Source organism: Comamonas composti DSM 21721, assembly GCF_000429845.1.
GTDB classification, from domain to species: Bacteria; Pseudomonadota; Gammaproteobacteria; order Burkholderiales; family Burkholderiaceae_C; genus Comamonas; species Comamonas composti.
Window position 1 is genome coordinate 15,610 of record NZ_AUCQ01000039.1, and the last position, 20,760, is coordinate 36,369.

21 protein-coding genes and 4 tRNA genes are annotated in these 20,760 nt (G+C 62.1%); 16 read left to right on the top strand and 9 right to left on the bottom strand.

Annotated features, from left to right (window positions below):
* The first annotated feature begins 14 nt into the window (after positions 1 to 14).
* The 8 genes from atpB to G486_RS0115915 all read left to right on the top strand — a co-directional run bounded on the left by atpB (position 15) and on the right by G486_RS0115915 (position 6,760).
* On the top strand, positions 15 to 878 hold the full coding sequence (atpB, locus tag G486_RS0115880; RefSeq protein ID WP_027016426.1) for a F0F1 ATP synthase subunit A: 864 nt from the start codon (positions 15 to 17) through the stop codon (positions 876 to 878).
* Between the two features lie 51 nt (positions 879 to 929).
* Entirely contained in the window at positions 930 to 1,178 is a 249-nt protein-coding gene (gene atpE / locus G486_RS0115885; protein WP_011803767.1) for a F0F1 ATP synthase subunit C, read from the top strand.
* Positions 1,179 to 1,213: 35 nt separating this feature from the next.
* The gene (locus G486_RS0115890) at positions 1,214 to 1,684 is read left to right on the top strand and encodes a F0F1 ATP synthase subunit B (RefSeq protein ID WP_027016427.1); all 471 of its coding nucleotides are present in this window, start codon (positions 1,214 to 1,216) and stop codon (positions 1,682 to 1,684) included.
* A gap of 12 nt (positions 1,685 to 1,696) precedes the next feature.
* Positions 1,697 to 2,236 (top strand): F0F1 ATP synthase subunit delta, encoded by a 540-nt coding sequence (locus G486_RS0115895; protein ID WP_027016428.1) that lies wholly within the window; start codon positions 1,697 to 1,699, stop codon positions 2,234 to 2,236.
* Positions 2,237 to 2,276: 40 nt separating this feature from the next.
* Entirely contained in the window at positions 2,277 to 3,836 is a 1,560-nt protein-coding gene (atpA, locus tag G486_RS0115900; protein ID WP_027016429.1) for a F0F1 ATP synthase subunit alpha, read from the top strand.
* Positions 3,837 to 3,854: 18 nt separating this feature from the next.
* Positions 3,855 to 4,724, top strand: coding sequence for a F0F1 ATP synthase subunit gamma (gene atpG, locus G486_RS0115905; RefSeq protein ID WP_027016430.1), 870 nt, complete (start codon positions 3,855 to 3,857; stop codon positions 4,722 to 4,724).
* Between the two features lie 34 nt (positions 4,725 to 4,758).
* The gene (gene atpD / locus G486_RS0115910) at positions 4,759 to 6,168 is read left to right on the top strand and encodes a F0F1 ATP synthase subunit beta (RefSeq protein WP_027016431.1); all 1,410 of its coding nucleotides are present in this window, start codon (positions 4,759 to 4,761) and stop codon (positions 6,166 to 6,168) included.
* Between the two features lie 175 nt (positions 6,169 to 6,343).
* Entirely contained in the window at positions 6,344 to 6,760 is a 417-nt protein-coding gene (locus G486_RS0115915; protein WP_027016432.1) for a F0F1 ATP synthase subunit epsilon, read from the top strand.
* A gap of 139 nt (positions 6,761 to 6,899) precedes the next feature.
* Here G486_RS0115915 and G486_RS0115920 read toward each other — a convergent pair whose 3' ends face one another.
* The 5 genes from G486_RS0115920 to G486_RS0115940 form a co-directional block, all read right to left on the bottom strand.
* The gene (locus G486_RS0115920; RefSeq protein WP_027016433.1) at positions 6,900 to 7,184 is read right to left on the bottom strand and encodes a hypothetical protein; all 285 of its coding nucleotides are present in this window, start codon (positions 7,182 to 7,184) and stop codon (positions 6,900 to 6,902) included.
* 203 nt (positions 7,185 to 7,387) lie between these two features.
* Positions 7,388 to 7,912, bottom strand: a complete 525-nt coding sequence (locus G486_RS0115925) for a TPM domain-containing protein (protein ID WP_027016434.1) — start codon at positions 7,910 to 7,912, stop codon at positions 7,388 to 7,390.
* A 1-nt stretch (position 7,913) separates the two neighbouring features.
* Entirely contained in the window at positions 7,914 to 8,882 is a 969-nt protein-coding gene (locus G486_RS0115930; protein WP_034388032.1) for a TPM domain-containing protein, read from the bottom strand.
* On the bottom strand, positions 8,883 to 9,722 hold the full coding sequence (locus tag G486_RS0115935) for a TPM domain-containing protein (protein WP_027016436.1): 840 nt from the start codon (positions 9,720 to 9,722) through the stop codon (positions 8,883 to 8,885). It lies immediately after the preceding gene.
* A 15-nt stretch (positions 9,723 to 9,737) separates the two neighbouring features.
* Positions 9,738 to 10,337, bottom strand: coding sequence for a LemA family protein (locus G486_RS0115940; RefSeq protein WP_027016437.1), 600 nt, complete (start codon positions 10,335 to 10,337; stop codon positions 9,738 to 9,740).
* Between the two features lie 131 nt (positions 10,338 to 10,468).
* Here G486_RS0115940 and G486_RS0115945 point away from each other — a divergent pair, with 131 nt between their 5' ends.
* Together G486_RS0115945 and G486_RS0115950 are read left to right on the top strand one after the other, a co-directional pair.
* Entirely contained in the window at positions 10,469 to 11,473 is a 1,005-nt protein-coding gene (locus tag G486_RS0115945) for a YheT family hydrolase (protein WP_034388035.1), read from the top strand.
* Positions 11,474 to 11,562: 89 nt separating this feature from the next.
* Complete coding sequence (locus G486_RS0115950) at positions 11,563 to 12,123, top strand: DUF2946 family protein (protein ID WP_027016439.1); 561 nt, start codon at positions 11,563 to 11,565, stop codon at positions 12,121 to 12,123.
* Between the two features lie 69 nt (positions 12,124 to 12,192).
* Here G486_RS0115950 and G486_RS0115955 read toward each other — a convergent pair whose 3' ends face one another.
* From G486_RS0115955 to G486_RS0115975, 4 genes are all read right to left on the bottom strand, one after another.
* Positions 12,193 to 13,068 carry a c-type cytochrome gene (locus G486_RS0115955; RefSeq protein WP_027016440.1) on the bottom strand — a complete coding sequence of 292 codons (876 nt, stop codon included), beginning with the start codon at positions 13,066 to 13,068 and terminating at the stop codon, positions 12,193 to 12,195.
* Between the two features lie 226 nt (positions 13,069 to 13,294).
* Complete coding sequence (locus G486_RS0115965) at positions 13,295 to 14,746, bottom strand: efflux transporter outer membrane subunit (RefSeq protein WP_027016441.1); 1,452 nt, start codon at positions 14,744 to 14,746, stop codon at positions 13,295 to 13,297.
* Positions 14,739 to 17,885, bottom strand: a complete 3,147-nt coding sequence (locus G486_RS0115970) for an efflux RND transporter permease subunit (protein ID WP_027016442.1) — start codon at positions 17,883 to 17,885, stop codon at positions 14,739 to 14,741. Before G486_RS0115970 ends, G486_RS0115965 begins: the two co-directional genes overlap by 8 nt.
* A 15-nt stretch (positions 17,886 to 17,900) precedes the next feature.
* The gene (locus tag G486_RS0115975; RefSeq protein ID WP_034388037.1) at positions 17,901 to 19,196 is read right to left on the bottom strand and encodes an efflux RND transporter periplasmic adaptor subunit; all 1,296 of its coding nucleotides are present in this window, start codon (positions 19,194 to 19,196) and stop codon (positions 17,901 to 17,903) included.
* Positions 19,197 to 19,385: 189 nt separating this feature from the next.
* Between G486_RS0115975 and G486_RS0115980 the strand changes: the two genes are divergently transcribed.
* From G486_RS0115980 to G486_RS23680, 6 genes are all read left to right on the top strand, one after another.
* Positions 19,386 to 20,012: a TetR family transcriptional regulator gene (locus G486_RS0115980; RefSeq protein ID WP_027016444.1), complete on the top strand. Its 627-nt coding sequence runs from the start codon at positions 19,386 to 19,388 to the stop codon at positions 20,010 to 20,012.
* Positions 20,013 to 20,081: 69 nt separating this feature from the next.
* Positions 20,082 to 20,157, top strand: a tRNA-Arg gene (locus G486_RS0115985).
* A gap of 78 nt (positions 20,158 to 20,235) precedes the next feature.
* A tRNA-Tyr gene (locus G486_RS0115990) sits at positions 20,236 to 20,321 on the top strand.
* 54 nt (positions 20,322 to 20,375) lie between these two features.
* Positions 20,376 to 20,449: transfer RNA gene (locus G486_RS0115995), tRNA-Gly, on the top strand.
* Positions 20,450 to 20,491: 42 nt separating this feature from the next.
* A tRNA-Thr gene (locus G486_RS0116000) sits at positions 20,492 to 20,566 on the top strand.
* Positions 20,567 to 20,641: 75 nt separating this feature from the next.
* A partial coding sequence (locus G486_RS23680; RefSeq protein WP_034388042.1) for a GTP-binding protein occupies positions 20,642 to 20,760 on the top strand: 119 nt, incomplete at its 3' end.

Below are 20,760 nucleotides of genomic sequence, written 5' to 3' on the forward strand. Positions count from 1 at the left end.
AGAGAAGTTGAACGATGGCCGCGGAAGCCCATGCTCCTACTGCAAGTGAATACATTCAGCACCACTTGCTGCATCTGCAGAACATTAAGCAGAACTCCATCATCGACTTTTCGGTGATCAATATCGACTCCATTGTTGTCAGTGCGGCTCTGGGCCTTTTGAGCCTGTTCGTGCTGTGGCTGGCCGCACGCAAGGCGACCTCGGGTGTGCCCGGACGCTTTCAGGCGGCGGTGGAAATGCTGGTGGAAATGGTGGACAACCAGGCCAAGGCCAATATCCACAACGCGCAGAGCCGCAAGTTCATCGCCCCTCTGGCACTGACAGTGTTCGTCTGGATCTTCATGATGAATGCCATGGACATGCTGCCCGTCGATCTGCTGCCCTTGCTGTGGCAAGGCGTGCAGGGCGACTCGCATGCGGCCTTGCGTGTCGTGCCTACGGCAGACCTCTCGACCACGCTGGGCCTGTCCACGGCCGTGCTGATCCTGTGCTTTTTCTACAGCATCAAGATCAAGGGCATGGGCGGCTGGGCTCATGAATTGGTGACCGCGCCTTTCGGCACCAGCAAGAATCCGTTGTTTGCAGTGATCCTGGGTGTGGTGAACCTGGCCATGCAAATCATTGAATATGTTGCCAAGACGGTTTCGCATGGCATGCGACTGTTCGGCAATATGTACGCTGGTGAGTTGGTGTTCTGTCTGATCGCTCTGATGGGCGGTGCGGCTGCCATGTCGCTTTCCGGTGTGTTGCTCCCTGTGGGGCACATCATTGCGGGCTCTATCTGGGCGATCTTCCACATTCTGATCATCACCCTGCAGGCCTTCATTTTCATGATGCTGACGCTGATTTACCTCGGCCAGGCGCATGAAGCCCACTGACCATTCCCTTTCCCTTTCAACCTTCCTCTTTCTTTAATCTCAGGAGTCATCATGGAAAACATTCTCGGCCTCGTCGCTCTGGCTTGCGGTCTGATCGTTGGTTTGGGCGCTATCGGCGCTTCGATCGGTATTGCTCTGATGGGCGGCAAGTTCCTGGAATCCTCGGCTCGCCAGCCTGAGCTGATCAACGAACTGCAAACCAAGATGTTCATCTTGGCTGGTCTGATCGACGCCGCCTTCCTGATCGGTGTGGCCATCGCTCTGCTGTTCGCTTTCGCCAACCCCTTCGTCCTGGCCTAAGCTCCGATCAACGCCCTAAATAGAAAGGTGTTGCCGTGAGTATCAACGCGACCCTGTTCGTTCAGGCCATAGTCTTCTTGATCCTGGTGCTGTTCACGATGAAGTTCGTGTGGCCCCCGATCGCCAAGGCCTTGGATGAGCGAGCCCAGAAAATCGCCGATGGCCTCGCTGCTGCCGACAAGGCCAAGACCGAGCTGACCGCTGTGAACCAGCGCGTCGAGCAGGAACTGGCCCAGACGCGCAACGAGTCGGCATCGCGGCTTGCGGACGCCGAGCGCCGTGCCCAGGCCATCATTGAAGAAGCCAAGGCCCGTGCAACCGAAGAAGGCAACAAGATTGTCGCCGCTGCCCGCGCCGAGGCCGAGCAGCAGTCAGTCGCAGCCCGTGAAGTCTTGCGCGAGCAAGTGGCAGCTCTGGCCGTCAAAGGCGCCGAGCAAATCCTGCGCAAGCAAGTCGATGCCGGCGTTCACGCCGACCTGTTGAACCGCCTCAAGACCGAGCTGTAAGGAAGAGCAAACATGGCAGAACTCGCCACCATTGCCCGTCCTTACGCAGATGCCTTGTACAAGGCCAGCACCCATATGGGTGCTGACCTGTCGGGCACGGTTGTCTGGGCGGAGAAATTGGCGGCGATTGCCGCCGACCCGCAATTGCGCCAGCTGGCCGACGACCCGAAGGTGACGCATGAACAAATGTTCAGCGTGATCCAAGGTGTGGCCGGCTCGGCATTGCCTGACGCTGTAGCGAACTTCCTGCGCGTCATCATCGAAAACGGCCGACTGCAAGCCCTGCCCGAAGTGGTAGCGCAGTTCCGCAGCCTGGTGAACCGCGCCGCAGGCTCTTCCGATGCCGTGGTCCATAGCGCTTTCCCCATCGATGCCGGTGCGCTGGCCGAACTTGGGGCCACGCTCGAGAAGCGCTTCGGTCGCAAGCTCAACCTTACGGTCGAGCAAGATCAGTCCCTGATCGGCGGCGTACGCGTGGTGGTGGGCGACGAAGTGCTGGACACTTCGGTCAAGGCCCGCCTGGAACAAATGAAAGCGGCCCTCATCGCCTAAGTGCGGCTGAGGATTAGGCTAACTAAATAAGGAAAGAGTCATGCAACTCAATCCCGCAGAAATTTCTGAACTGATCAAGAGCCGCATCGAAGGCCTGGCCGCCAGCCGCGATATCCGTAACCAGGGCACCGTGGTTTCGGTGACCGACGGTATCGTGCGCGTGCACGGCCTGTCCGATGTGATGCAAGGCGAAATGCTGGAATTCCCCGCCGGCAAGGATGGCCAGCCCTCGTTCGGCCTGGCGCTGAACCTGGAGCGCGACTCCGTGGGCGCCGTGATTCTGGGCGAGTACGAGCACATCTCCGAAGGCGACACCGTCAAGTGCACGGGCCGCATTCTGGAAGTGCCCGTGGGCCCCGAGCTGGTGGGCCGCGTGGTGAACGCCCTGGGTCAGCCTATCGACGGCAAGGGCCCGATCAACGCCAAGATGACCGACGTGATCGAAAAGGTCGCTCCTGGTGTGATCGCGCGTCAGTCCGTGGACCAGCCGCTGCAGACCGGCATCAAGTCCATCGACTCGATGGTGCCCGTGGGCCGTGGCCAGCGCGAGCTGATCATTGGTGACCGCCAGACCGGCAAGACGGCCGTGGCCATCGACGCCATCATCAACCAAAAGGGTCAGGGCGTGACCTGCGTCTACGTGGCGATTGGTCAGAAGGCTTCTTCGGTCAAGAACGTGGTGCGCTCTCTGGAGCAGGCCGGTGCAATGGACTACACCATCGTCGTGGCTGCCACCGCCTCCGAATCCGCTGCCATGCAGTACGTGTCGGCCTACTCGGGCTGCACCATGGGCGAATACTTCCGCGACCGCGGCGAAGACGCGCTGATCGTGTATGACGACCTGTCCAAGCAGGCCGTGGCCTACCGCCAGGTTTCGCTGCTGCTGCGCCGTCCCCCGGGCCGCGAAGCCTTCCCTGGCGACGTGTTCTATCTCCACAGCCGTCTGCTGGAGCGTGCCGCTCGCGTGAACGCCGACTACGTCGAAGCCTTCACCAAGGGCGAGGTCAAGGGCAAGACGGGTTCGCTGACGGCTTTGCCCATCATCGAAACCCAGGCGGGTGACGTGTCGGCCTTCGTGCCCACGAACGTGATCTCGATCACCGACGGCCAGATCTTCCTGGAAACCAGCCTGTTCAACGCCGGTATCCGCCCCGCCATCAACGCCGGTATCTCGGTGTCGCGCGTGGGTGGTTCCGCTCAGACCAAGCTGGTCAAGGGCCTGTCCGGCGGTATCCGTACCGACCTGGCACAGTACCGTGAACTGGCTGCGTTCGCGCAGTTCGCTTCCGACCTGGACGAAGCCACCCGCAAGCAGCTGGACCGCGGCGCCCGCGTGACCGAGCTGCTCAAGCAAGCCCAGTACAGCCCGCTGTCCACGGCCTTGATGGGTGTGTCGCTGTTCGCGGTGAACAAGGGCTTCATGGATGACATTGAAGTCAAGCAAGTGCTGCCTTTCGAAGCTGGTCTGCACCAGTTCCTGAAGACCAGCCATGGTGCCCTGCTGGACCGCCTGAACCAAAACCGTGCTTTCGACAAGGAAGGCAAGGACGAGGCCGAATTGAACGCTGCCGTCGCTGCGTTCAAGAAGTCGTTCGCTTAAACCGGACGAGGAGCCATCATGGCAGCAGGTAAGGAAATTCGCGGCAAGATCAAATCGGTGGAAAACACCAAGAAGATCACGAAGGCCATGGAAATGGTGGCCGCATCCAAGATGCGCAAGGCGCAGGACCGGATGCTGGCGGCTCGTCCCTACAGCGAAAAGGTCCGCAATATCGCAGCCCATCTTGGTCAAGCCAATCCCGAGTACGTTCACCCCTTCATGAAGGTGAACGATGTCAAGAAGGCCGGCGTCATCGTGGTGACGACCGACAAGGGATTGTGCGGTGGCATGAACACCAACGTGTTGCGTGCCGTCACGGCCAAGTTGCGCGAATTGCAGGACCAGGGCGTGGCGGCCGAGACCGTGGCCATTGGCAACAAGGGCCTGGGTTTTCTGAACCGGGTCGGTGCCAAGGTGGTCTCGCACGCAACGGCGCTGGGCGATACGCCCCATCTGGACAAGCTGATCGGCCCCGTCAAGGTGCTGCTCGATCAATATGCCGAAGGCAAGCTGAACGCGGTGTACCTGTCGTACACCAAGTTCATCAACACCATGAAGCAAGAGTCGGTGGTGGAGCAGCTGCTTCCGCTGTCGTCAGCGCAAATGCAAGCCGAGAAGACGTCCGCCCATGGCTGGGACTATATCTACGAGCCCGACGCACAGTCCGTCATCGACGAGCTGTTGCTGCGCTACGTGGAGTCCCTGGTCTACCAGGCCGTGGCCGAGAACATGGCGTCCGAGCAATCGGCGCGCATGGTGGCCATGAAGGCTGCGACCGACAACGCCGGTAATGTCATCAGCGAGTTGAAGCTGGTCTACAACAAGACGCGCCAAGCAGCGATCACGACCGAGCTGTCGGAGATCGTGGCCGGCGCCGCCGCTGTGTAAACGGCTTTAGCAGACAAATATATTGGAGCGAAAAATGGCTCAAGTACAAGGCAAGATTGTTCAATGTATCGGCGCTGTGGTGGACGTTGAGTTCCCGCAAGGCCAGATGCCCAAGGTCTATGACGCGCTCAAGCTCGAAGGTTCGGCCCTGACGCTGGAAGTTCAGCAGCAGCTGGGCGACGGCGTGGTGCGTACCATTGCGCTGGGCTCGTCCGACGGCCTGCGTCGCGGCCTGATGGTCAGCAACACCCATGCTCCCATCACCGTGCCCGTGGGCAAGGCAACGCTGGGTCGCATCATGGACGTGCTGGGCAATCCCATCGACGAGCGTGGCCCCGTGGACCAGTCCCTGACGGCTTCCATTCACCGCAAGGCTCCCGCCTACGACGAACTGGCTCCCGCGCAGGAACTGCTGGAAACCGGCATCAAGGTGATCGACCTGGTGTGCCCGTTCGCCAAGGGCGGCAAGGTGGGCCTGTTCGGTGGCGCCGGTGTGGGCAAGACCGTGAACATGATGGAACTCATCAACAACATCGCCAAGGCCCACAGCGGTCTGTCGGTGTTCGCTGGTGTGGGCGAGCGTACCCGTGAGGGCAACGACTTCTATCACGAAATGTCGGACGCCGGCGTGGTGAACCAGGAGTCGCTGGGCGACTCCAAGGTGGCCATGGTTTACGGCCAGATGAACGAGCCCCCGGGCAACCGTCTGCGCGTGGCGCTGACCGGTCTGACCATGGCCGAAGCTTTCCGTGACGAAGGCCGTGACGTGCTGTTCTTCGTGGACAACATCTATCGTTACACCCTGGCCGGTACCGAAGTGTCCGCCCTGCTGGGCCGTATGCCTTCGGCCGTGGGCTACCAGCCTACGCTGGCCGAGGAAATGGGCCGTTTGCAAGAGCGCATCACCTCGACCAAGGTGGGTTCGATCACCTCGATCCAGGCCGTTTACGTGCCTGCCGACGACTACACCGACCCCTCGCCCGCGACCACGTTTGCTCACTTGGACTCCACCGTGGCGCTGTCGCGTGACATCGCTGCCCTGGGTATCTACCCCGCCGTTGACCCGCTGGCTTCCACCAGCCGTCAGCTGGACCCTCAGGTCGTGGGTGAAGAGCACTACTCCGTGGCCCGTCAAGTGCAAGGCACGCTGCAGCGCTACACGGAACTGCGCGACATCATCGCGATTCTGGGCATGGATGAGCTGGCTCCCGAAGACAAGCTGGTCGTGGCTCGCGCTCGCAAGATCCAGCGCTTCCTGTCCCAGCCTTTCCACGTGGCCGAAGTGTTTACCGGTGCTCCCGGCAAGTACGTGCCCCTGGCGGAAACCATTCGCGGTTTCAAGATGATTGTGAACGGCGAAGCCGACCATCTGCCCGAGCAGGCTTTCTACATGGTGGGCACCATCGACGAAGCCTTTGAGAAGGCCAAGAAGCTGGCAGCTTGATGGGGCACCCCCTGAGCGGCTGCGCCGCTTCCCCCTCTTTCGCTACGCGGGAGGGGGACGACGCCCTCACTGCGGGGCGGCCCTTGCTCGGCGTCCCCGAGTTGGGCCGTGCCTGTTTCGTGGGTGCGGTATCAGTTCGATTCAGGGCCCATTCAACCTTTTCTGAGGAGCAAAGATGAACACCATCCACGTTGATGTGGTCAGTGCCGAAGAGTCCATCTTCTCCGGTGAAGCGCGTTTTGTCGCCCTGCCCGGTGAAGCCGGCGAGCTGGGCATCTTCCCGCGCCACGTACCGCTGATCACGCGCATCAAGCCCGGCTCGGTGCGCATAGAGATGGCGGACGGCCGTGAAGAGTTTGTCTTCGTGGCCGGCGGCATTCTCGAAGTGCAGCCCAACTGCGTGACCGTTCTGTCCGATACCGCGATTCGCGGTGCCGACCTGGACGAGCAAAAGGCCAAGGAAGCCAAAGCTGCGGCCGAGGAAGCACTCAAGAACGCCAAGAGCGAGATCGACCTGGCGCGCGCCCAGTCCGAGCTGGCCGTCATGGCCGCCCAGATTGCCGCCCTGCGCAAGTACCGCCAAAAGCGCTGATCCGCATCGGCGCTGCCGGCTGCACCAAAGCAGCCGTCTGTCGCAGCAACGGGTCAGGAAAAAACAAAAGCCGCCCTCTCGGGCGGCTTTGTCGTTGCTGGCGGATGTTGGCGCAATGTGCGCGCCGCCGGTCCTGGCCTTACTTGCCGCAGCGCACCTGGTAGACGTAGGTCACGGCATTGTCCACGGGGTCCACGGTGCGCGTTTTATGCACATCGGCATTGTCGGGTTTGGGGCACAGCGAGACGGCCTGGGTTTCGCAACGCATGGGCTCGTCCTGCTTGAGCTTGCAGCTCAGCACATGGTCGTATTCCTGGGACTTGTCCAGAGCCCGGTCGGGCGAGGCGCCGAGGATGGTATTGCCGCAGGCTGCAAGAGCCAGCGTGGCGGCAACCAGGCACAGGCGGGGCAGGAGAAATTTCATGGTCGTTCCTTGGAGTCAAAGCCTTGGGGGCAAAGAGCCGTGCCATCCAAGGCAGCGGCCCGCTGGGTGAAAATCGTGGATTTAAGCAAATGTAAAAATCATAGCGGCTAGCGCCTGCCAGGCAAGAACTTTGAATGGATTTCGAGCTGAAACCGCCGCAGGGCAAGCGCTAACCGCTTCTTTTTTAGAGCGTGTTCACGCTCTCAGACATGTCTTTTCACGATGGGCGTGTCGGGCAGCTCGTTCAGGCCTGGTGTGCCGGCGGGCTGTGGAAAGTGTGCGCTCAGTTGATGGCTGACGCGCTCCAGCGCGGCCAGCAGCCCGAGCTCGTAATGCCCGGCACGAAAGGCCGAGCCCATGTCGCTGATCAGCGTCTGCCAATGCTCGGTCGTCATGCTGCGCTCCAGAGCCCGGTCGGCCACGATCTCGATCGCATGGTCGGCCAGCAGCAGATAGATCAGCACACCGTTGTTGTGCTCGGTATCCCAGACGCGCAGCTTGCCGAACTGGGACAGCGCGCGCTCGTGCGCCGTGGCATCGCGCCAGATATAGCTCCAGGGCAGGCCGGCTTCTATGCAGATGCGGATCTGGCCCGTATGCGTGGCTTCGCTGGCGGTGATGGCCTGCTCCAGCCTGTCCAGGACCGGGCGTGGAATCTGCCGCTCAAGTCCGGGCTCGGCCAGCCGATGGCGTACCAGCCGCGTGACGCGGGAAAAAAGACGCTGCATATCACCAGTCTCCCGAGGCACCACCGCCTCCAAAGTCACCCCCGCCGCCCGAGCTGAAGCTGTCGCTGCTGCTGGAGCTCCAGCTGTCACTGCTGCCCGAGCTCCAGCCGCCTCCACCCCCATGCCAGCCGCTGTCGCCACGCGAGTGGCCACGCTTTCTGCGGCTGTTTGGCTTGCGGGAGCCGGCCTGGCGCCCCGCCTGGTTGCGGCTGGAGTTGCCCAGCCAGACAAACAGCATGGCGACCAGACCGGTGGCCAGGGCAATAGGCGCACTGCCGGACAGCCAGTAACCCATGCCGCCCATGCCGGCCGCCATGAGCAGCGAGCCCAGGCCCTTGCCGAAAAGGCTGCGGCTCAGGGGCACGCCTATGGCAAAGCCGAAAAATGAAAAGGGAATCAGCAACCATCCCGAGCCCGGCGGGCCGCCAGCCTCTGGCGCAGGCAACTGCTCGCCATGGATGAGCAGGGAGAGCCGGTCTATGGCGGCCAGCAGTCCGCCCGCATAGTCGCCGTCTTTGAGCCGGGGCTTCATGGCCTGGTCGATGATGCGTGCGGCCATGAGGTCGGGGACCGCGCCTTCCAGGCGCTTGGCGACTTCGATGCGCATGCGCCTGTCATCCTTGGCAACCACGATGAGCAGGCCGTCACCCACGCTCTTGCGGCCAATCTTCCAGTCGCTGGCGACACGGTGGGCATAGGCGGCAATGTCTTCGGGGGCCGTGCTGCCCAGCATCAGGACCACGATCTGGGCGCCGGTTTCGTCTTCCAGGGTCTGGAGCCGGGCCTGGATCTGCCGTGCCTCGAGCGGGCTCAGCGTGGCCGAAAGATCGACGACACGCGCCGTGAGTGCCGGAATCGGTTGCAGCGGCTGGGCCTGGGCGGCGCCCGGCCAAAGGCCGCCGAGCAAGCTCAGCATGACGAGCAGCGCCCGCTGGAGCAGTCTGTGCAAGCTGGCAAACGTACCCGGCATTCACCAGCCTCCAGAGGCGCCGCCGCCGCCAAAGCGGCCACCACCGCCCGACTTGAATCCGCCTCTGCCGCCACCGCCCCCGTGGCCGGAGAACAGGCCCAGCAGCCGGAACAGGCCGAGCACGGTGACCACCATCATGGCCAGGCTGGCGCCCAGGGCCAGCTGCCAGCTGCGCTCGATGAGGAACACCGCAATGCCTGTGCCCGCACCCATGAGCAGCGAGCCCTTGAGGCGGCCCAAAAACATGCGTGCCAGCGGTGCCAGCAGCAGGGGCAGGGCCAGCAGGCCCATGGCCCAGTCGCCCCCTCGGGCGGACAGGCTTTCGGCGGGTGCGGAGGGCAGCTTTTCATGGCGGATCAGCAGGGACAGCTGCTCGACGGCTTCGGCAAGGCCGGCTGCATAGTCGCCGGCCTGAAAGCGCGGTTTCATGGCGCCGTCGATGATGCGCGCGGCCATGAGGTCGGGAATGGCGCCTTCCAGGGCTCTTGCGACTTCGATGCGCATGCGCTTGTCGTTCTTCGCGACGACGATGAGCAGTCCGTCGCCCACATTCTTGCGGCCTATCTTCCAGCTCTGGGCCACGCGGTTGGAGTAGGCTGCAATGTCCTCGGGGGCCGTGCTGGCCAGCATCAGGATCACGACCTGGGCGCCGGTTTCGTCTTCCAGGGTCTTGAGCTGGGCTTGCAGGCTTGCGAGTTCCTGCGGGCTCAGCGTGGCCGACAGGTCCATGGCCCGGGCCTGGAGCTCGGGTACGGGCTGCAGGCTTGACTGGGCCTGGGCCGCAACCCAGCCCGCAAAGGCCAGGACAAATGCCAGCAGCGCTCTCGGCAAAAAGGCCATGAAGTGCAGTCCCGCTTACTGGGGTTTTGCGGGCGCAGAGAAATCGACCTTGGGTGCATTCGAGATCTCGGCCTCGTTTTGCACGGTGAAGCTGGGCTTGACCTCATAGCCGAAGACCTTGGCCGTCAGATTGCTGGGAAAGCTGCGCGCCAGCACGTTGTACTGCTTGACCGACTCTATGTACTGGTTGCGGGCCACGGTGATGCGGTTTTCCGTCCCCTCCAGCGTCACGCGCAGGTCGCGAAAGGCCTGGTTGGCCTGCAGTTGCGGGTAGCGCTCGGAGACCATCATCAGGCGCGACAAGGCCCCCGTGAGCTCGCCCTGGGCCTGCTGGAACTTGTTGAAGGCCTCGGGGTTGTTGACCAGCTCGGGCGTGGCCTGGATGGAGGTGGCTTTGGCGCGGGCCTCGATCACCTGGGTCAGCGTGTCCTGCTCGAAGCTGGCTTCGCCCTTGACCGTGGCCACGATGTTGGGCACCAGGTCGGCACGGCGCTGGTACTGGTTGAGGACTTCGCTCCAGGCGGACTTGGTCTGCTCGTCCAGGCGCTGAAAATCGTTGTAGCCGCAGCCCGTGAGAGCCAGGGCCATGGCAAGCGTGGCAAGAAGACGTTTCATAAGATATAGAGGAAAGTGCTGTTGAAACCATGCAGGGGCAGCGTCGTCGGCACTGCAACTCGCCCGTGATTGTGCCGCGTCGGGCCCGATGCATGTTGCAGGACGACAACCATCGCACTATGTCTTTGCCCATGAATGCCTCTTCTCCCCGGTTTCAGGCGCCGCTGTGGCTGCCGGGCGGCCATGCCCAGACCATCTGGGCCGCTGTGCAGGCGCAGCGCCTGCCCGGTGGACGCAAGCCGCCGCTCTGGCGGTGGGAGCGCTGGGATACACCTGATGGCGACTTCATCGACGTGGCTCTGAGCGTGCAGGCAGGCGAGGCATGCGGGCGCCGGCCCTGGCTGGTGCTGTTCCATGGGCTGGAAGGCTCGGCGGCCAGCCATTACGCCCTGGCCCTGCAATACCTGGCGGAGTTGCGCGGCTGGTCCATGGTCGTGCCGCATTTTCGTGGTTGTGGCGGCCAGCCCAATCGCGCAGCGCGCGCCTATCACAGCGGCGATGCCGATGAGGCGGACTGGATCCTGCGCCGTCTGTGCCTGTGTGCCCAGGGGCCGTTGTTTGCCGTCGGAGTCTCGCTGGGCGGCAATGTGCTGGCGCGCTGGGCCGGACTCCAGGGAGCGCGGGCTGCAGATGTGGTCCGGGCGCTGGCCGTCATGAGCGCGCCGCTGGATCTGGTCGCTGGCGGGCGGGCTCTGGGCCGGGGGCTTAACCGCTGGATTTACACGCCCATGTTTCTGCGTACCCTGATGCCCAAGGCGTTGGCCAAGTGGGAGCAGTTTCCGGGCCTGTTCGACCGCGAAGCCGTACTTCGCTCGCGCGACCTGCAGGATTTCGACGATGCGTTCACCGCCCCCGTACATGGCTTTCGCGATGCGCTCGATTACTGGCACCGTGCATCGGCCAAACCTGTGCTTGCCGACATTCGCGTTCCCGCCTTGCTGCTCAACGCGCGCAATGACCCCTTCGTGCCAGCGGCAAGTCTGCCCGGTGCGCGGGATGTGGGCGCCTCGGTTACGCTCTGGCAGCCGGAGCAGGGCGGCCATGTGGGCTTTGTTGAGGGAAGCTGGCCCGGCCATGTGCGAGCCATGCCAGAGGCCGTAATGCGCTGGCTGGCTGGTCATGAGAGCAAGGAATAGGTCTGCGTCAGGCAAGAGGTTGGACAGGTCGGGCACCATGGGGCAGCTCTGCCGAGCCCGGTTGGTGCAGCTCGTGAGGAAGACAAGCAATGGATGACATCGTCAAACAAGCCATGGCCAAATGGCCGAATGTGCCGGCCTGCAGCGGCTGGCTGGGACTGGATGCGCGCGGCGGCTGGTATATGCGCGATGACGCGGCCCAAGGCTGCGGCGCGTTCGACAGCGGCAAGCCAGGGGCCAAAGGCTCGCTGCTGCGCCATGAAAAACTGTGCGAGTTCATAGGCCGCAATTACCTGGCCGAGCCTGATGGGCGCTGGTTTTTCCAGAACGGGCCGCAGCGTGTCTATGTGGAGCTCGAATGCACGCCCTGGGTCTGGCGGTTGCGCTGGGCTGACGACTCCCTGGAAATCCACGACCACACGGGCCGGGCGCTGGCGTCCGAGGCGGTCCAGGCCAGCTTCGTGGATGAGCTGGGTCGGCTTTATCTGCAGACTCCCCAAGGCCTGGGCCTGGTGCACAGCCAGGACATGCTGGATGCCAGTGCGGCCCTGGATGCCGAAGGACTGCCGGCCTGGAAGGAGCTGGACTCCGCAGAGCTGCCTCAGCGTTTCGGCTTTGTGCGCAGTCCGGCTCGCAGCCTGGAAGGCTGAGCGCCGGTATGAACAACAAAAAAGGCAATGTGCATGCACATTGCCTTTTTTGCTGCGGCTTGAGAGAGCTTACTTGGCGTTGTCCACCATGTATTGGATGGCCGCGCGCAATTCGTCGTCCGTGGCCGTGGAGGCGCCGCGAGGAGGCATCGCGCCCTTGCCCTTGATGGCGACTTCGAGCATGTGATCCAGGCCTTCCTTCACGTAGGGCGCCCAGGCGGCCTTGTCGCCGAACTTGGGAGCTCCGGCGACACCGGCTGCGTGGCAGGCCACGCAGGCCTTGTCGTAAAGAGCCTTGCCTGCGGCAGCGGCGCTGGCAGGGGGGACGGTCGTGATGGCTGCAGGCTGGGCGACGGCTTCGGGAGCCGGTGCTTCGGCAGCCGCGGGAGCAGGCTGCTCGGCTGCCGCAGGAGCACTTGCCTCAGCAGGCGCCTCTGCGCCTTCGCCGGCCGGGGGCTTGGGCTCGGCGAACTTGCCGCCGGCTGCATTCGCCATATAGATCACACCGAGAGAGATTTCAAAGTCGCTGAAATCGCCGCCGCCTTGAGGGGCCATGGCTCCCTTGCCTTTGAGGGAGGACTGCACCAGGGCGTCCAGACCTTGCGGGAGACGGGGCCCCCAGGCCGCTGCGTCCTGGAACTTGGGCGCACCGGCCGTGCCGTTGGCGTGGCAGGCGGCGCATTGGCCGTTGTAGACCTGCTCGCCGGTGCGCAGTGGGCGGTTGGCATCGCGCACTTCAACCTGGCCTACCTTTTGCAGGCGCTGGGCCTTCGCCATCTCGGAGTGGGAGGCGCCAGCGCCCGCCTTGTCACCCGAGCTCACATACTGCACGAGGCCTATGATGACGAAGACGGGAATCACAAACGAGAGAAAGACTGCAATCAGCAGTTGCTTGGGATTCTTGATCGGGCCGGTGTGGGCATCTTCGTTGTGGGTATCGCTCATGAAGACCTCTATTGTTGTGGGGGCTTGAGTCAACCGGCGATTATATCGACGAGGGGCAACAGTAGCCACTGTGCTCTATCCTAGGTTGCCTTCGCAGCCTGATATGCCATGAGATGGATCAAGCTCTGGGCAAATCCTTGGTGGAGCCCTGGATTGCCCCTCGCATGAAAAAGGGCCGCCGGTATACCGGCAGCCCTTTGAAGCTGGCGCTCTTCTGAAAACGCTCCTAGGGATTGTCTGACGTACTTGCCGTGCCTGAGGCCGCCGCTACGGCGCTCTCTGTCCAGCCGCCGCCAAGCGCCTTGTAGAGCTGAACCTGGTTGAGCAACTGGGTCAGGCGTGCCTGGACCGTGGTCTGCTCCAGGGTGAACAGCGAGCGTTGGGCATCCAGCAGATCCAGATAGCTGGCGACACCATTGCTGTAGCGCAGATCAGAGAGCTTGAGCCGCGCCTGTTCGGCCTCGAGCTGGGCGCGCTGGGCCTTGATCTGGTCGTTCAGCAGATCCTGGCCGTCCAGCGCGTCCGAGACTTCGCGGAAGGCGGTCTGTATGGCCTTTTCATATTGCGCCAGGGCGACATCGCGCTCGACCTTGGCGACGGCTAGGCCGGCTGAGTTGCGGCCTGCGTCGAAGATCGGCAGCAGGGCCGAAGGCGCAAGTGAGAAGCCCCAGCTGCCGCTCTTGAACAGGCCCGAGAGCTCGCTGCTGGCCGTGCCGAATTGACCCGTCAGCGCGATGCGCGGGAAAAAGGCTGCGCGTGCGGCTCCAATGCTGGCATTGGCCGAGATCAGCAGCTGCTCGGCCTGGCGTATGTCCGGGCGCTGGGTCAGCAGATCCGAGGGCAGGCCTGACGGAATTGTGGGCATGTCGGCCACGTCGTTGAGGCGCTGGCCGCTGATGCTGGCGCTGACATCGGGGGGCAGGGCCTGGCCCAGCAGGAGTACGAGAGCGTTTTCATCCAGGGAGCGCTGACGCTGCTGTTGCGCCAATGTGGCGCGCGCTGCTTCGGTCAGCGAGACGGCCTGGCGATAGTCGAGCTCGGATGCCACGCCAGTGTCAAAGCGCAGCTTGGCCAGCTTCACGGATTCCTCGCGCGTTTTCAGGGTGTCGCGGGAGATCTTGAGCAGTTCCTCGTCGGCGAGCAGGGTGTACCAGCTGTTGGCGACCGAGGCCACCAGGCTGGTCTGAGCTGCGCGGCGTGCTTCTTCGGTGGCCAGATATTGGGCCAGGGCTGCCTGTTTGAGGCTGTCGATACGGCCGAAGAAGTCCAGCTCCCAGGAAGTCACGGCCAGGCCAACGCTGAAGCTGTTGAGGTATTTGTCACCCGAGCCCGTGGTATTGGGGGCCCGGCTGGCATTGGCGCCCAGGTCCACAGAGGGGAATTGGTCGGCGCGCGTGATCCGGTACTGTGCCTGGGCACGCTCTATGTTGAGCGCGGCCACACGCAGGTCGCGGTTGTTTTCCAGGGAAAGGCGTATCAGTTGCTGCAGCCTGGGATCCTGGAAGTAAGCCTCCCAGGGAATCTGGGCCGCAGCCTTGGCATTGGCCGAAGTGCTGGCGTTGCCGTGGGCGTACTGGTCTGCCACGGGTGCGGCAGGCCGCTCGTAGGTGGGGATGAGCGAGCACCCCGCCATGAGCAGGGCGGCGGCCAGGGCCACCGGTGTGCTGCGATTAATCATGGCTCAAAGTCTCCTTGCCTGTCGCTGCGGACGGCGGGTTTTGCTGTTTGTTGCGGCCATTGAACAGCGTACGCACCACAACAAAGAAGGTGGGCACGAAGATCACGGCCAGCACGGTGCCGGTGACCATGCCGCCGAGCACGCCGGTACCGATGGCGCGCTGGCTGGCCGAGCTGGCGCCCGAGGCGATGACCAGGGGCATCACGCCAAGACCAAAGGCCAGCGAGGTCATGATGATGGGGCGGAAGCGCAGATGTGCGGCCTCCAGCGCTGCGGCGAACAGGCTCTTGCCCTCGGCTTGCAAGTCCTTGGCGAACTCGACGATCAAGATCGCATTTTTGGCTGACAAGCCGATCACCGTGACCAGGCCGATCTGGAAGTACACGTCATTGGAATACTCGCGCAGCAGGGTGGCGAGCACCACGCCGAGCAGGCCCAGTGGCACGACCAGAATCACCGACAGCGGGATGGACCAGCTTTCGTACAAGGCTGCCAGACACAGGAAGACGGCCAAAATGGCGAAGGTGTAAAGCGCCGTGGCCTGGTTGCCCGCGATCTTTTCCTCACGTGACTGGCCCGTCCACTCAAAGCCAAAGCCCTCGGGCAGCTTGGCTGCGAGCTTTTCCATTTCAGCCATGGCATCGCCCGAGCTGTAGCCGGGCGCCGCCGATCCATCCAGGCGCATGGCCGGGTAGCCGTTGTAGCGCACGGTCTGCTGAGCACCCGTGACCCACTTGGTCGTCGCAAAGGCCGACAGTGGAACGGGCGCTCCACTGCTGTTGCGTGCATTCAGACGCAGCACATCGTCTTCCTGCATGCGGGCTGGGGCATCGGCTTGGACGATCACACGCTGCAGACGGCCCTGGTTGGGGAAGTCGTTCACATAGGCCGAGCCCAGGGCCGTGGACAGCGTGGTGTTGATGGAGTCGAAGCCCACGCCCAGGGCATTGGCCTTGTCTCGATCGATCTCTATGCGCAACTGGGGTGCATCCTCCAGGCCGTCGGGACGAACGCCGGTCAGGACCTTGCTTTGCGAGGCCATGCCCAGCAACATGTTGCGGGCGTTGACGAGTGCGTCATGACCATGAGCGGCGCGGTCTTGCAGACGGAAGGTAAAGCCTGTGGCATTGCCCAGCTCGGGGATGGGCGGGGGGTTCACGGCAAACACGAAAGCATCGCGTATGCCGGCAGTAAGCCCCATGATGCGGCCCGTCATGCCGTCCACCGTAGAGTCTGGGCCCTTGCGCTCGGACCAGTCCTTGAGGGGAACAAAGGCAAGACCTGCGTTCTGGCCCTGGCCCGAGAAGCTGAAGCCCAGTACGCTGACCATGTTGGCCACCTCGGGCTGCTTGAGCACGGCGTTTTCCACTTCCTGCATGACTTCCAATGTGCGCTCCTTGGCGGCACCGGGAGGCAGCTGGACGTTGACGATGAAGTAGCCCTGGTCTTCGTTGGGCAGGAACGAGGTTGGCAGGCCACGGAAGATGACGGCGGCACCGGCGATGATGGCCAGATACACGCCGAGCATGATGACGGGGCGCTTGAGCGAGCGTCCAACCAGCCCTTCATAGCCCTTGGCGTAGCGGTTGAAGGTGCGGTTGAACCAGCCGAAGAAGCCCTTTTTCTCATGATGATGGCCGGCTTCCACGGGCTTGAGCAGCGTGGCACACAACGCGGGTGTCAGTGTCAGGGCCAGGAAGGCCGAGAAGCTGATCGACGCGACCATGACGATGGAGAACTGCCGGTAGATATTGCCCGTGGAGCCAGCAAAGAAGGCCAGCGGGATGAACACCACGACCAGCACCAGGGTCACGCCGATGATGGCGCCCGAGATCTGGCCCATGGCCTTGTGGGCGGCTTCGCGAGGCGGCAAGCCCTCTTCGCTCATGATGCGCTCTACGTTCTCGACCACCACGATGGCGTCATCCACCACGATGCCGATGACCAGTACCATGCCGAACATGGCCAGCACGTTGATGGAAAAGCCCAGGGCCAGCATCACCGCAAATGTGCCCAGTAGAGCAATTGGCACGACGATCGTGGGAATCACGGTATAGCGCCAGTTCTGCAGGAACAGGAACATCACCAGGAACACCAGGACCACGGCTTCGAGCAGCGTGTGCGCGACCTTCTCGATGGAAAGGCTCACAAAGGTCGAGCTGTCGTATGGAATGGTGTAGCTTGCTCCTTTGGGGAAATACTGGGCCAGCTCGTCCATGCGCTTGTGAACTGCCGTGGCCGTGGCCAAGGCATTGCCGCTGGGCGTGAGCTGGACGCCGATGCCCACGGCTTCCTTGCCGTTAAGGCGTGCCGAGGTGGCGTAGGCCTGGCTGCCGAGCTCCACGGTTGCCACGTCCTTGAGGCGCACGGTGGCACCGTTGGTGTTGGCGCGCAGCACGATGTTCTCGAACTGCTCTACCGAGGTCAACTGGCCGTGTACGGTCACGGTGGCGGCAATCTTCTGGCCTGTGATGTTGGGCAGGTCGCCAATGACGCCACTGGAAACCTGGGCGTTCTGGCTGCGGATGGCTGCCGTAACCTCATCTACGGATAGCTTGTAGCCCTGGAGCTTGGCCGGGTCGAACCAGACGCGCATGGCTTTTTCCGAGCCGAACATCTGGGCCTGCCCCACACCTGGCAAACGCTGGATCTCAGGCACGATGTTGCGGGTTGCATAGTCGGCCAGCGTCGAGGTGTCTATGCTGTCCGAAGACAGCATGATGAACAGCAGGAAGTTATGTGCGGCCTTTTCCACGCGCACGCCTTGCTGCGTCACGGACGCAGGAAGGCGGGGAGTGGCGCGCGAGAGACGGTTTTGCACGTCCACCTGGGCCATGTCCTCATTGGTGCCTGGCTCGAAGCTGATGGTGATGCTGCCCGTGCCGTCGGCCTGGGCTACCGACTCCATGTAGACCAGGCCGGGCGAACCGTTCATCTCGCGCTCGATGACGGACAGCACACTGTCCTCAAGAACCTGAGCGGATGCCCCGGGATAGGCGGTGTTGATCACGATGGCGGGAGGCGCCACCTTGGGATATTGCGCAATCGGCAGCTTGGTCAGCGCCACACCACCAAGAATGATGATGAAGAGCGCAATTACCCAGGCAAAGATCGGTCGATCTATAAAAAACTTGGCCATTGATGAGCCTCTGGTTTATTTCTTGTCCGCCGCCTCTGTGGGCTTGGCGTCGGTTTCGGCCTGGGATGCGGAAGCGCTCGCTGCTGGTTCCTGAGCCGCAGTTTCTGCACCAGGTTTCCAGGGCACGGGAGTGACCGGGGTGCCCGGAGGAACCATTTGCAGCTTCTGGAAGCCGTCGACCATGACCTTCTCCCCGGGCTGCAGGCCTTCGGAAACCAGCCAGTGGTTGTTGCGGGCGGCAGTGATCTTGACCTGACGCTTGGTTATCTTGCCGTCGTCGCTGACCACGCTCAGCATGTCACCGGAGTCGGTCCGGGTCACGGCCTGTTGGGGAATGGCGATGGCGTTGGACGCCTGGGCCTGTTCTACGCGAACGCGCACGTAGAGACCGGGTAGCAGCAAGCCCTTGGGGTTGGGTACTTCTGCGCGCAGAGTGACCTGACCTGTGGTGCTGTCCACGGTCAGGTCCGAGAACAGCAGCTTGCCCCTGAGCTCATAGGGCGTGCCATCTTCGAGCAGTACTTCCACGCTGGCGGCTTCTGAACTGTCGGCTTTCTTGAGCTCGCCGGCCTCCATGGCGCGCCGCAGGCGGAAGACCTCGCCTGCAGACTGTGTGAAGTTCACGTAGACCGGGTTGATCTGCTGGATGACCGCCAGTGGAGTGGCCTCACCCTGCCCAACCAGAGCACCTTCGGTGACCAGTGATTGGCCAATGCGACCTGAGATCGGAGCTGTCACCCTGGCATAGCCAAGGTTGATTTCTGCTGTACTTACAGCGGCTTTCCCAGATGCGACGTCGGCAAGCGCTTGCTTGTGAGCAGCCTCGGCATTCACGAAATCCTGCTTGCTAATGGCATTGGCTTGAACCAACGGACGGTAGCGCTCAAGCTGGGCTGCCGTTTGAAGCAGGTTGGCTTCGGCACGGGCGAGGGAGGCTTTGGCACTTTGAGCTGCCGCGACATAAGGGGCCGAATCTATGTGGAAGAGCACCTGGCCGGCCTTGACATCACTGCCTTCCTTGAAGAGGCGCTCTTGAAGTATCCCGGCACTGCGAGCACGTACCTGGGCCACGCGGCGCGCATCGACTCGACCGGGTAGCTCAGTCAACAGCCCTATGTCTCCAGGGGTTGCTACGACAACGCCGACCGGGATTGCTGGAGGGGATTTTTGCGGCGCTGTTGCCTGGTCTGATTGCTTGTTACCGCATGCGGTCAGGGCCATTGTGGCTGCAATGGCGAGGGCGAGGCTGGTGAGGCGTAAGCAGCCATAAGGGGACGAGACGGCTGACACATTACTACGTGTGCTGGGCATGAAGAGTCCTTGTGATGAATTAATTGGCTTGAATGGCGGGCCGGTCAGCTCTTTCTAGGCGCACCACAGGCTTTGAGTGTCGGGGATTATACATACATCCATGAATGTATAATGGAGATCATTGTTGCTTGCGGCGGTCGGGCGTGGAGTGGCAGCCCGTAGATCTATATTTATAAAAAGGGGTACATCTTGGCACGAAGGACAAAAGAAGATGCGGTTGCGACGCGCAATAGTTTGCTGGATGCTGCTGAGCAGGTGTTCTATGAGCAAGGGGTTGCCAGGGCGTCTTTGAGTGAAATCGCTCAGAGGGCCGGAGCTACGCGCGGGGCGGTGTACTGGCACTTCAAGGATAAGCTGGACTTGTTTTTTGCGTTGCTTGACCGGGTGACATTTCCGTTGGAGCAGGCTGCATACGGGGAGCATCCGACCAGGCCGGAAGGCCTGGAAAGGATTCGCTTTATTGCAGCTCTCGTTTTTGGGCGAATGGTTGAGGATGAGCGCACGCGCAGGGTTTTCGAGATTTTGCTGCTCAAGGTGGAGTACGTGGGCGAGTTGGTATTGGTGCAGGAGCGTAACCTGGCGGCCATGAGCGCGTTCGCCCAGCGGCTGGAGGCCAGCTTGCGTATCGCAGAGAAGGAGCATGGCATCACCATGCCCATGCCGGCCCCCGAGGCGGCTGTGGCGCTGCGTGCGGTGCTCGATGGGCTCTTTCAGAACTGGTTGATGCGCCAGGACTTTGATTTGCGTAAAGTGGGGATGAAGACTGTGGACTTGTTTCTGCGAGGTTTGGGCTTTGATGTGTCCATGACTTCATAAGAGGCTCATTTGCCGTTTGGCAAAGTCGTGCGACAATGCTCGGCTTGCATGGATGGGTGACTTTCCAGTGCGGCTGTAGCTCAGTGGATAGAGTATTGGCCTCCGAAGCCAAGGGTCGTGGGTTCGATCCCCGCCAGCCGCGCCAGCTTTCGGTGACAGGAGTTCGGAAAAATTTTCGATTTCTTTTTGTTGCAGAAAACAGTGCTACAATTCAAGTCTCTTCGGAGGGGTGGCCGAGTGGTTAAAGGCAGCAGACTGTAAATCTGCCCGCTAACGCGTACACTGGTTCGAATCCAGTCCCCTCCACCAGTAATGGGTGAAGAGTTGGTTGCCTGAAAGGGTGGCTTCGTGCAGTCAATCTGTGCGGGAGTAGTTCAATGGTAGAACCCTAGCCTTCCAAGCTAATGACGCGGGTTCGATTCCCGTCTCCCGCTCCAGTTTTGAGCAAAGATTTATGAGGTCGCGAGAGCTATCTCATTGCCCATGTGGCTCAGTGGTAGAGCACTCCCTTGGTAAGGGAGAGGTCGGCAGTTCGATCCTGCCCATGGGCACCAACTTCTGGTGCGCTCGCTAGATAGGGTTGCGCCAAATCCTGTTGTAGTGATTTAGATTTTTTTCGGAGTCGAAAGATGGCAAAAGAAAAATTCGAGCGCACCAAGCCGCACGTCAACGTTGGCACCATCGGTCACGTGGACCACGGCAAGACCACCTTGACGGCTGCTATCGCTACCGTTCTGTCCAAGGCCTT

Coding starts and splice junctions, on each gene's coding strand:
- atpB (WP_027016426.1), top strand. CDS start 15: ATGGCCGCGGAAGCCCATGCTCCTACTGCAAGTGAATACATTCAGCAC.
- atpE (WP_011803767.1), top strand. CDS start 930: ATGGAAAACATTCTCGGCCTCGTCGCTCTGGCTTGCGGTCTGATCGTT.
- G486_RS0115895 (WP_027016428.1), top strand. CDS start 1,697: ATGGCAGAACTCGCCACCATTGCCCGTCCTTACGCAGATGCCTTGTAC.
- atpA (WP_027016429.1), top strand. CDS start 2,277: ATGCAACTCAATCCCGCAGAAATTTCTGAACTGATCAAGAGCCGCATC.
- atpG (WP_027016430.1), top strand. CDS start 3,855: ATGGCAGCAGGTAAGGAAATTCGCGGCAAGATCAAATCGGTGGAAAAC.
- atpD (WP_027016431.1), top strand. CDS start 4,759: ATGGCTCAAGTACAAGGCAAGATTGTTCAATGTATCGGCGCTGTGGTG.
- G486_RS0115915 (WP_027016432.1), top strand. CDS start 6,344: ATGAACACCATCCACGTTGATGTGGTCAGTGCCGAAGAGTCCATCTTC.
- G486_RS0115920 (WP_027016433.1), bottom strand. CDS start 7,184: ATGAAATTTCTCCTGCCCCGCCTGTGCCTGGTTGCCGCCACGCTGGCT.
- G486_RS0115925 (WP_027016434.1), bottom strand. CDS start 7,912: ATGCAGCGTCTTTTTTCCCGCGTCACGCGGCTGGTACGCCATCGGCTG.
- G486_RS0115930 (WP_034388032.1), bottom strand. CDS start 8,882: ATGCCGGGTACGTTTGCCAGCTTGCACAGACTGCTCCAGCGGGCGCTG.
- G486_RS0115935 (WP_027016436.1), bottom strand. CDS start 9,722: ATGGCCTTTTTGCCGAGAGCGCTGCTGGCATTTGTCCTGGCCTTTGCG.
- G486_RS0115940 (WP_027016437.1), bottom strand. CDS start 10,337: ATGAAACGTCTTCTTGCCACGCTTGCCATGGCCCTGGCTCTCACGGGC.
- G486_RS0115945 (WP_034388035.1), top strand. CDS start 10,469: ATGAATGCCTCTTCTCCCCGGTTTCAGGCGCCGCTGTGGCTGCCGGGC.
- G486_RS0115950 (WP_027016439.1), top strand. CDS start 11,563: ATGGATGACATCGTCAAACAAGCCATGGCCAAATGGCCGAATGTGCCG.
- G486_RS0115955 (WP_027016440.1), bottom strand. CDS start 13,068: ATGAGCGATACCCACAACGAAGATGCCCACACCGGCCCGATCAAGAAT.
- G486_RS0115965 (WP_027016441.1), bottom strand. CDS start 14,746: ATGATTAATCGCAGCACACCGGTGGCCCTGGCCGCCGCCCTGCTCATG.
- G486_RS0115970 (WP_027016442.1), bottom strand. CDS start 17,885: ATGGCCAAGTTTTTTATAGATCGACCGATCTTTGCCTGGGTAATTGCG.
- G486_RS0115975 (WP_034388037.1), bottom strand. CDS start 19,196: ATGCCCAGCACACGTAGTAATGTGTCAGCCGTCTCGTCCCCTTATGGC.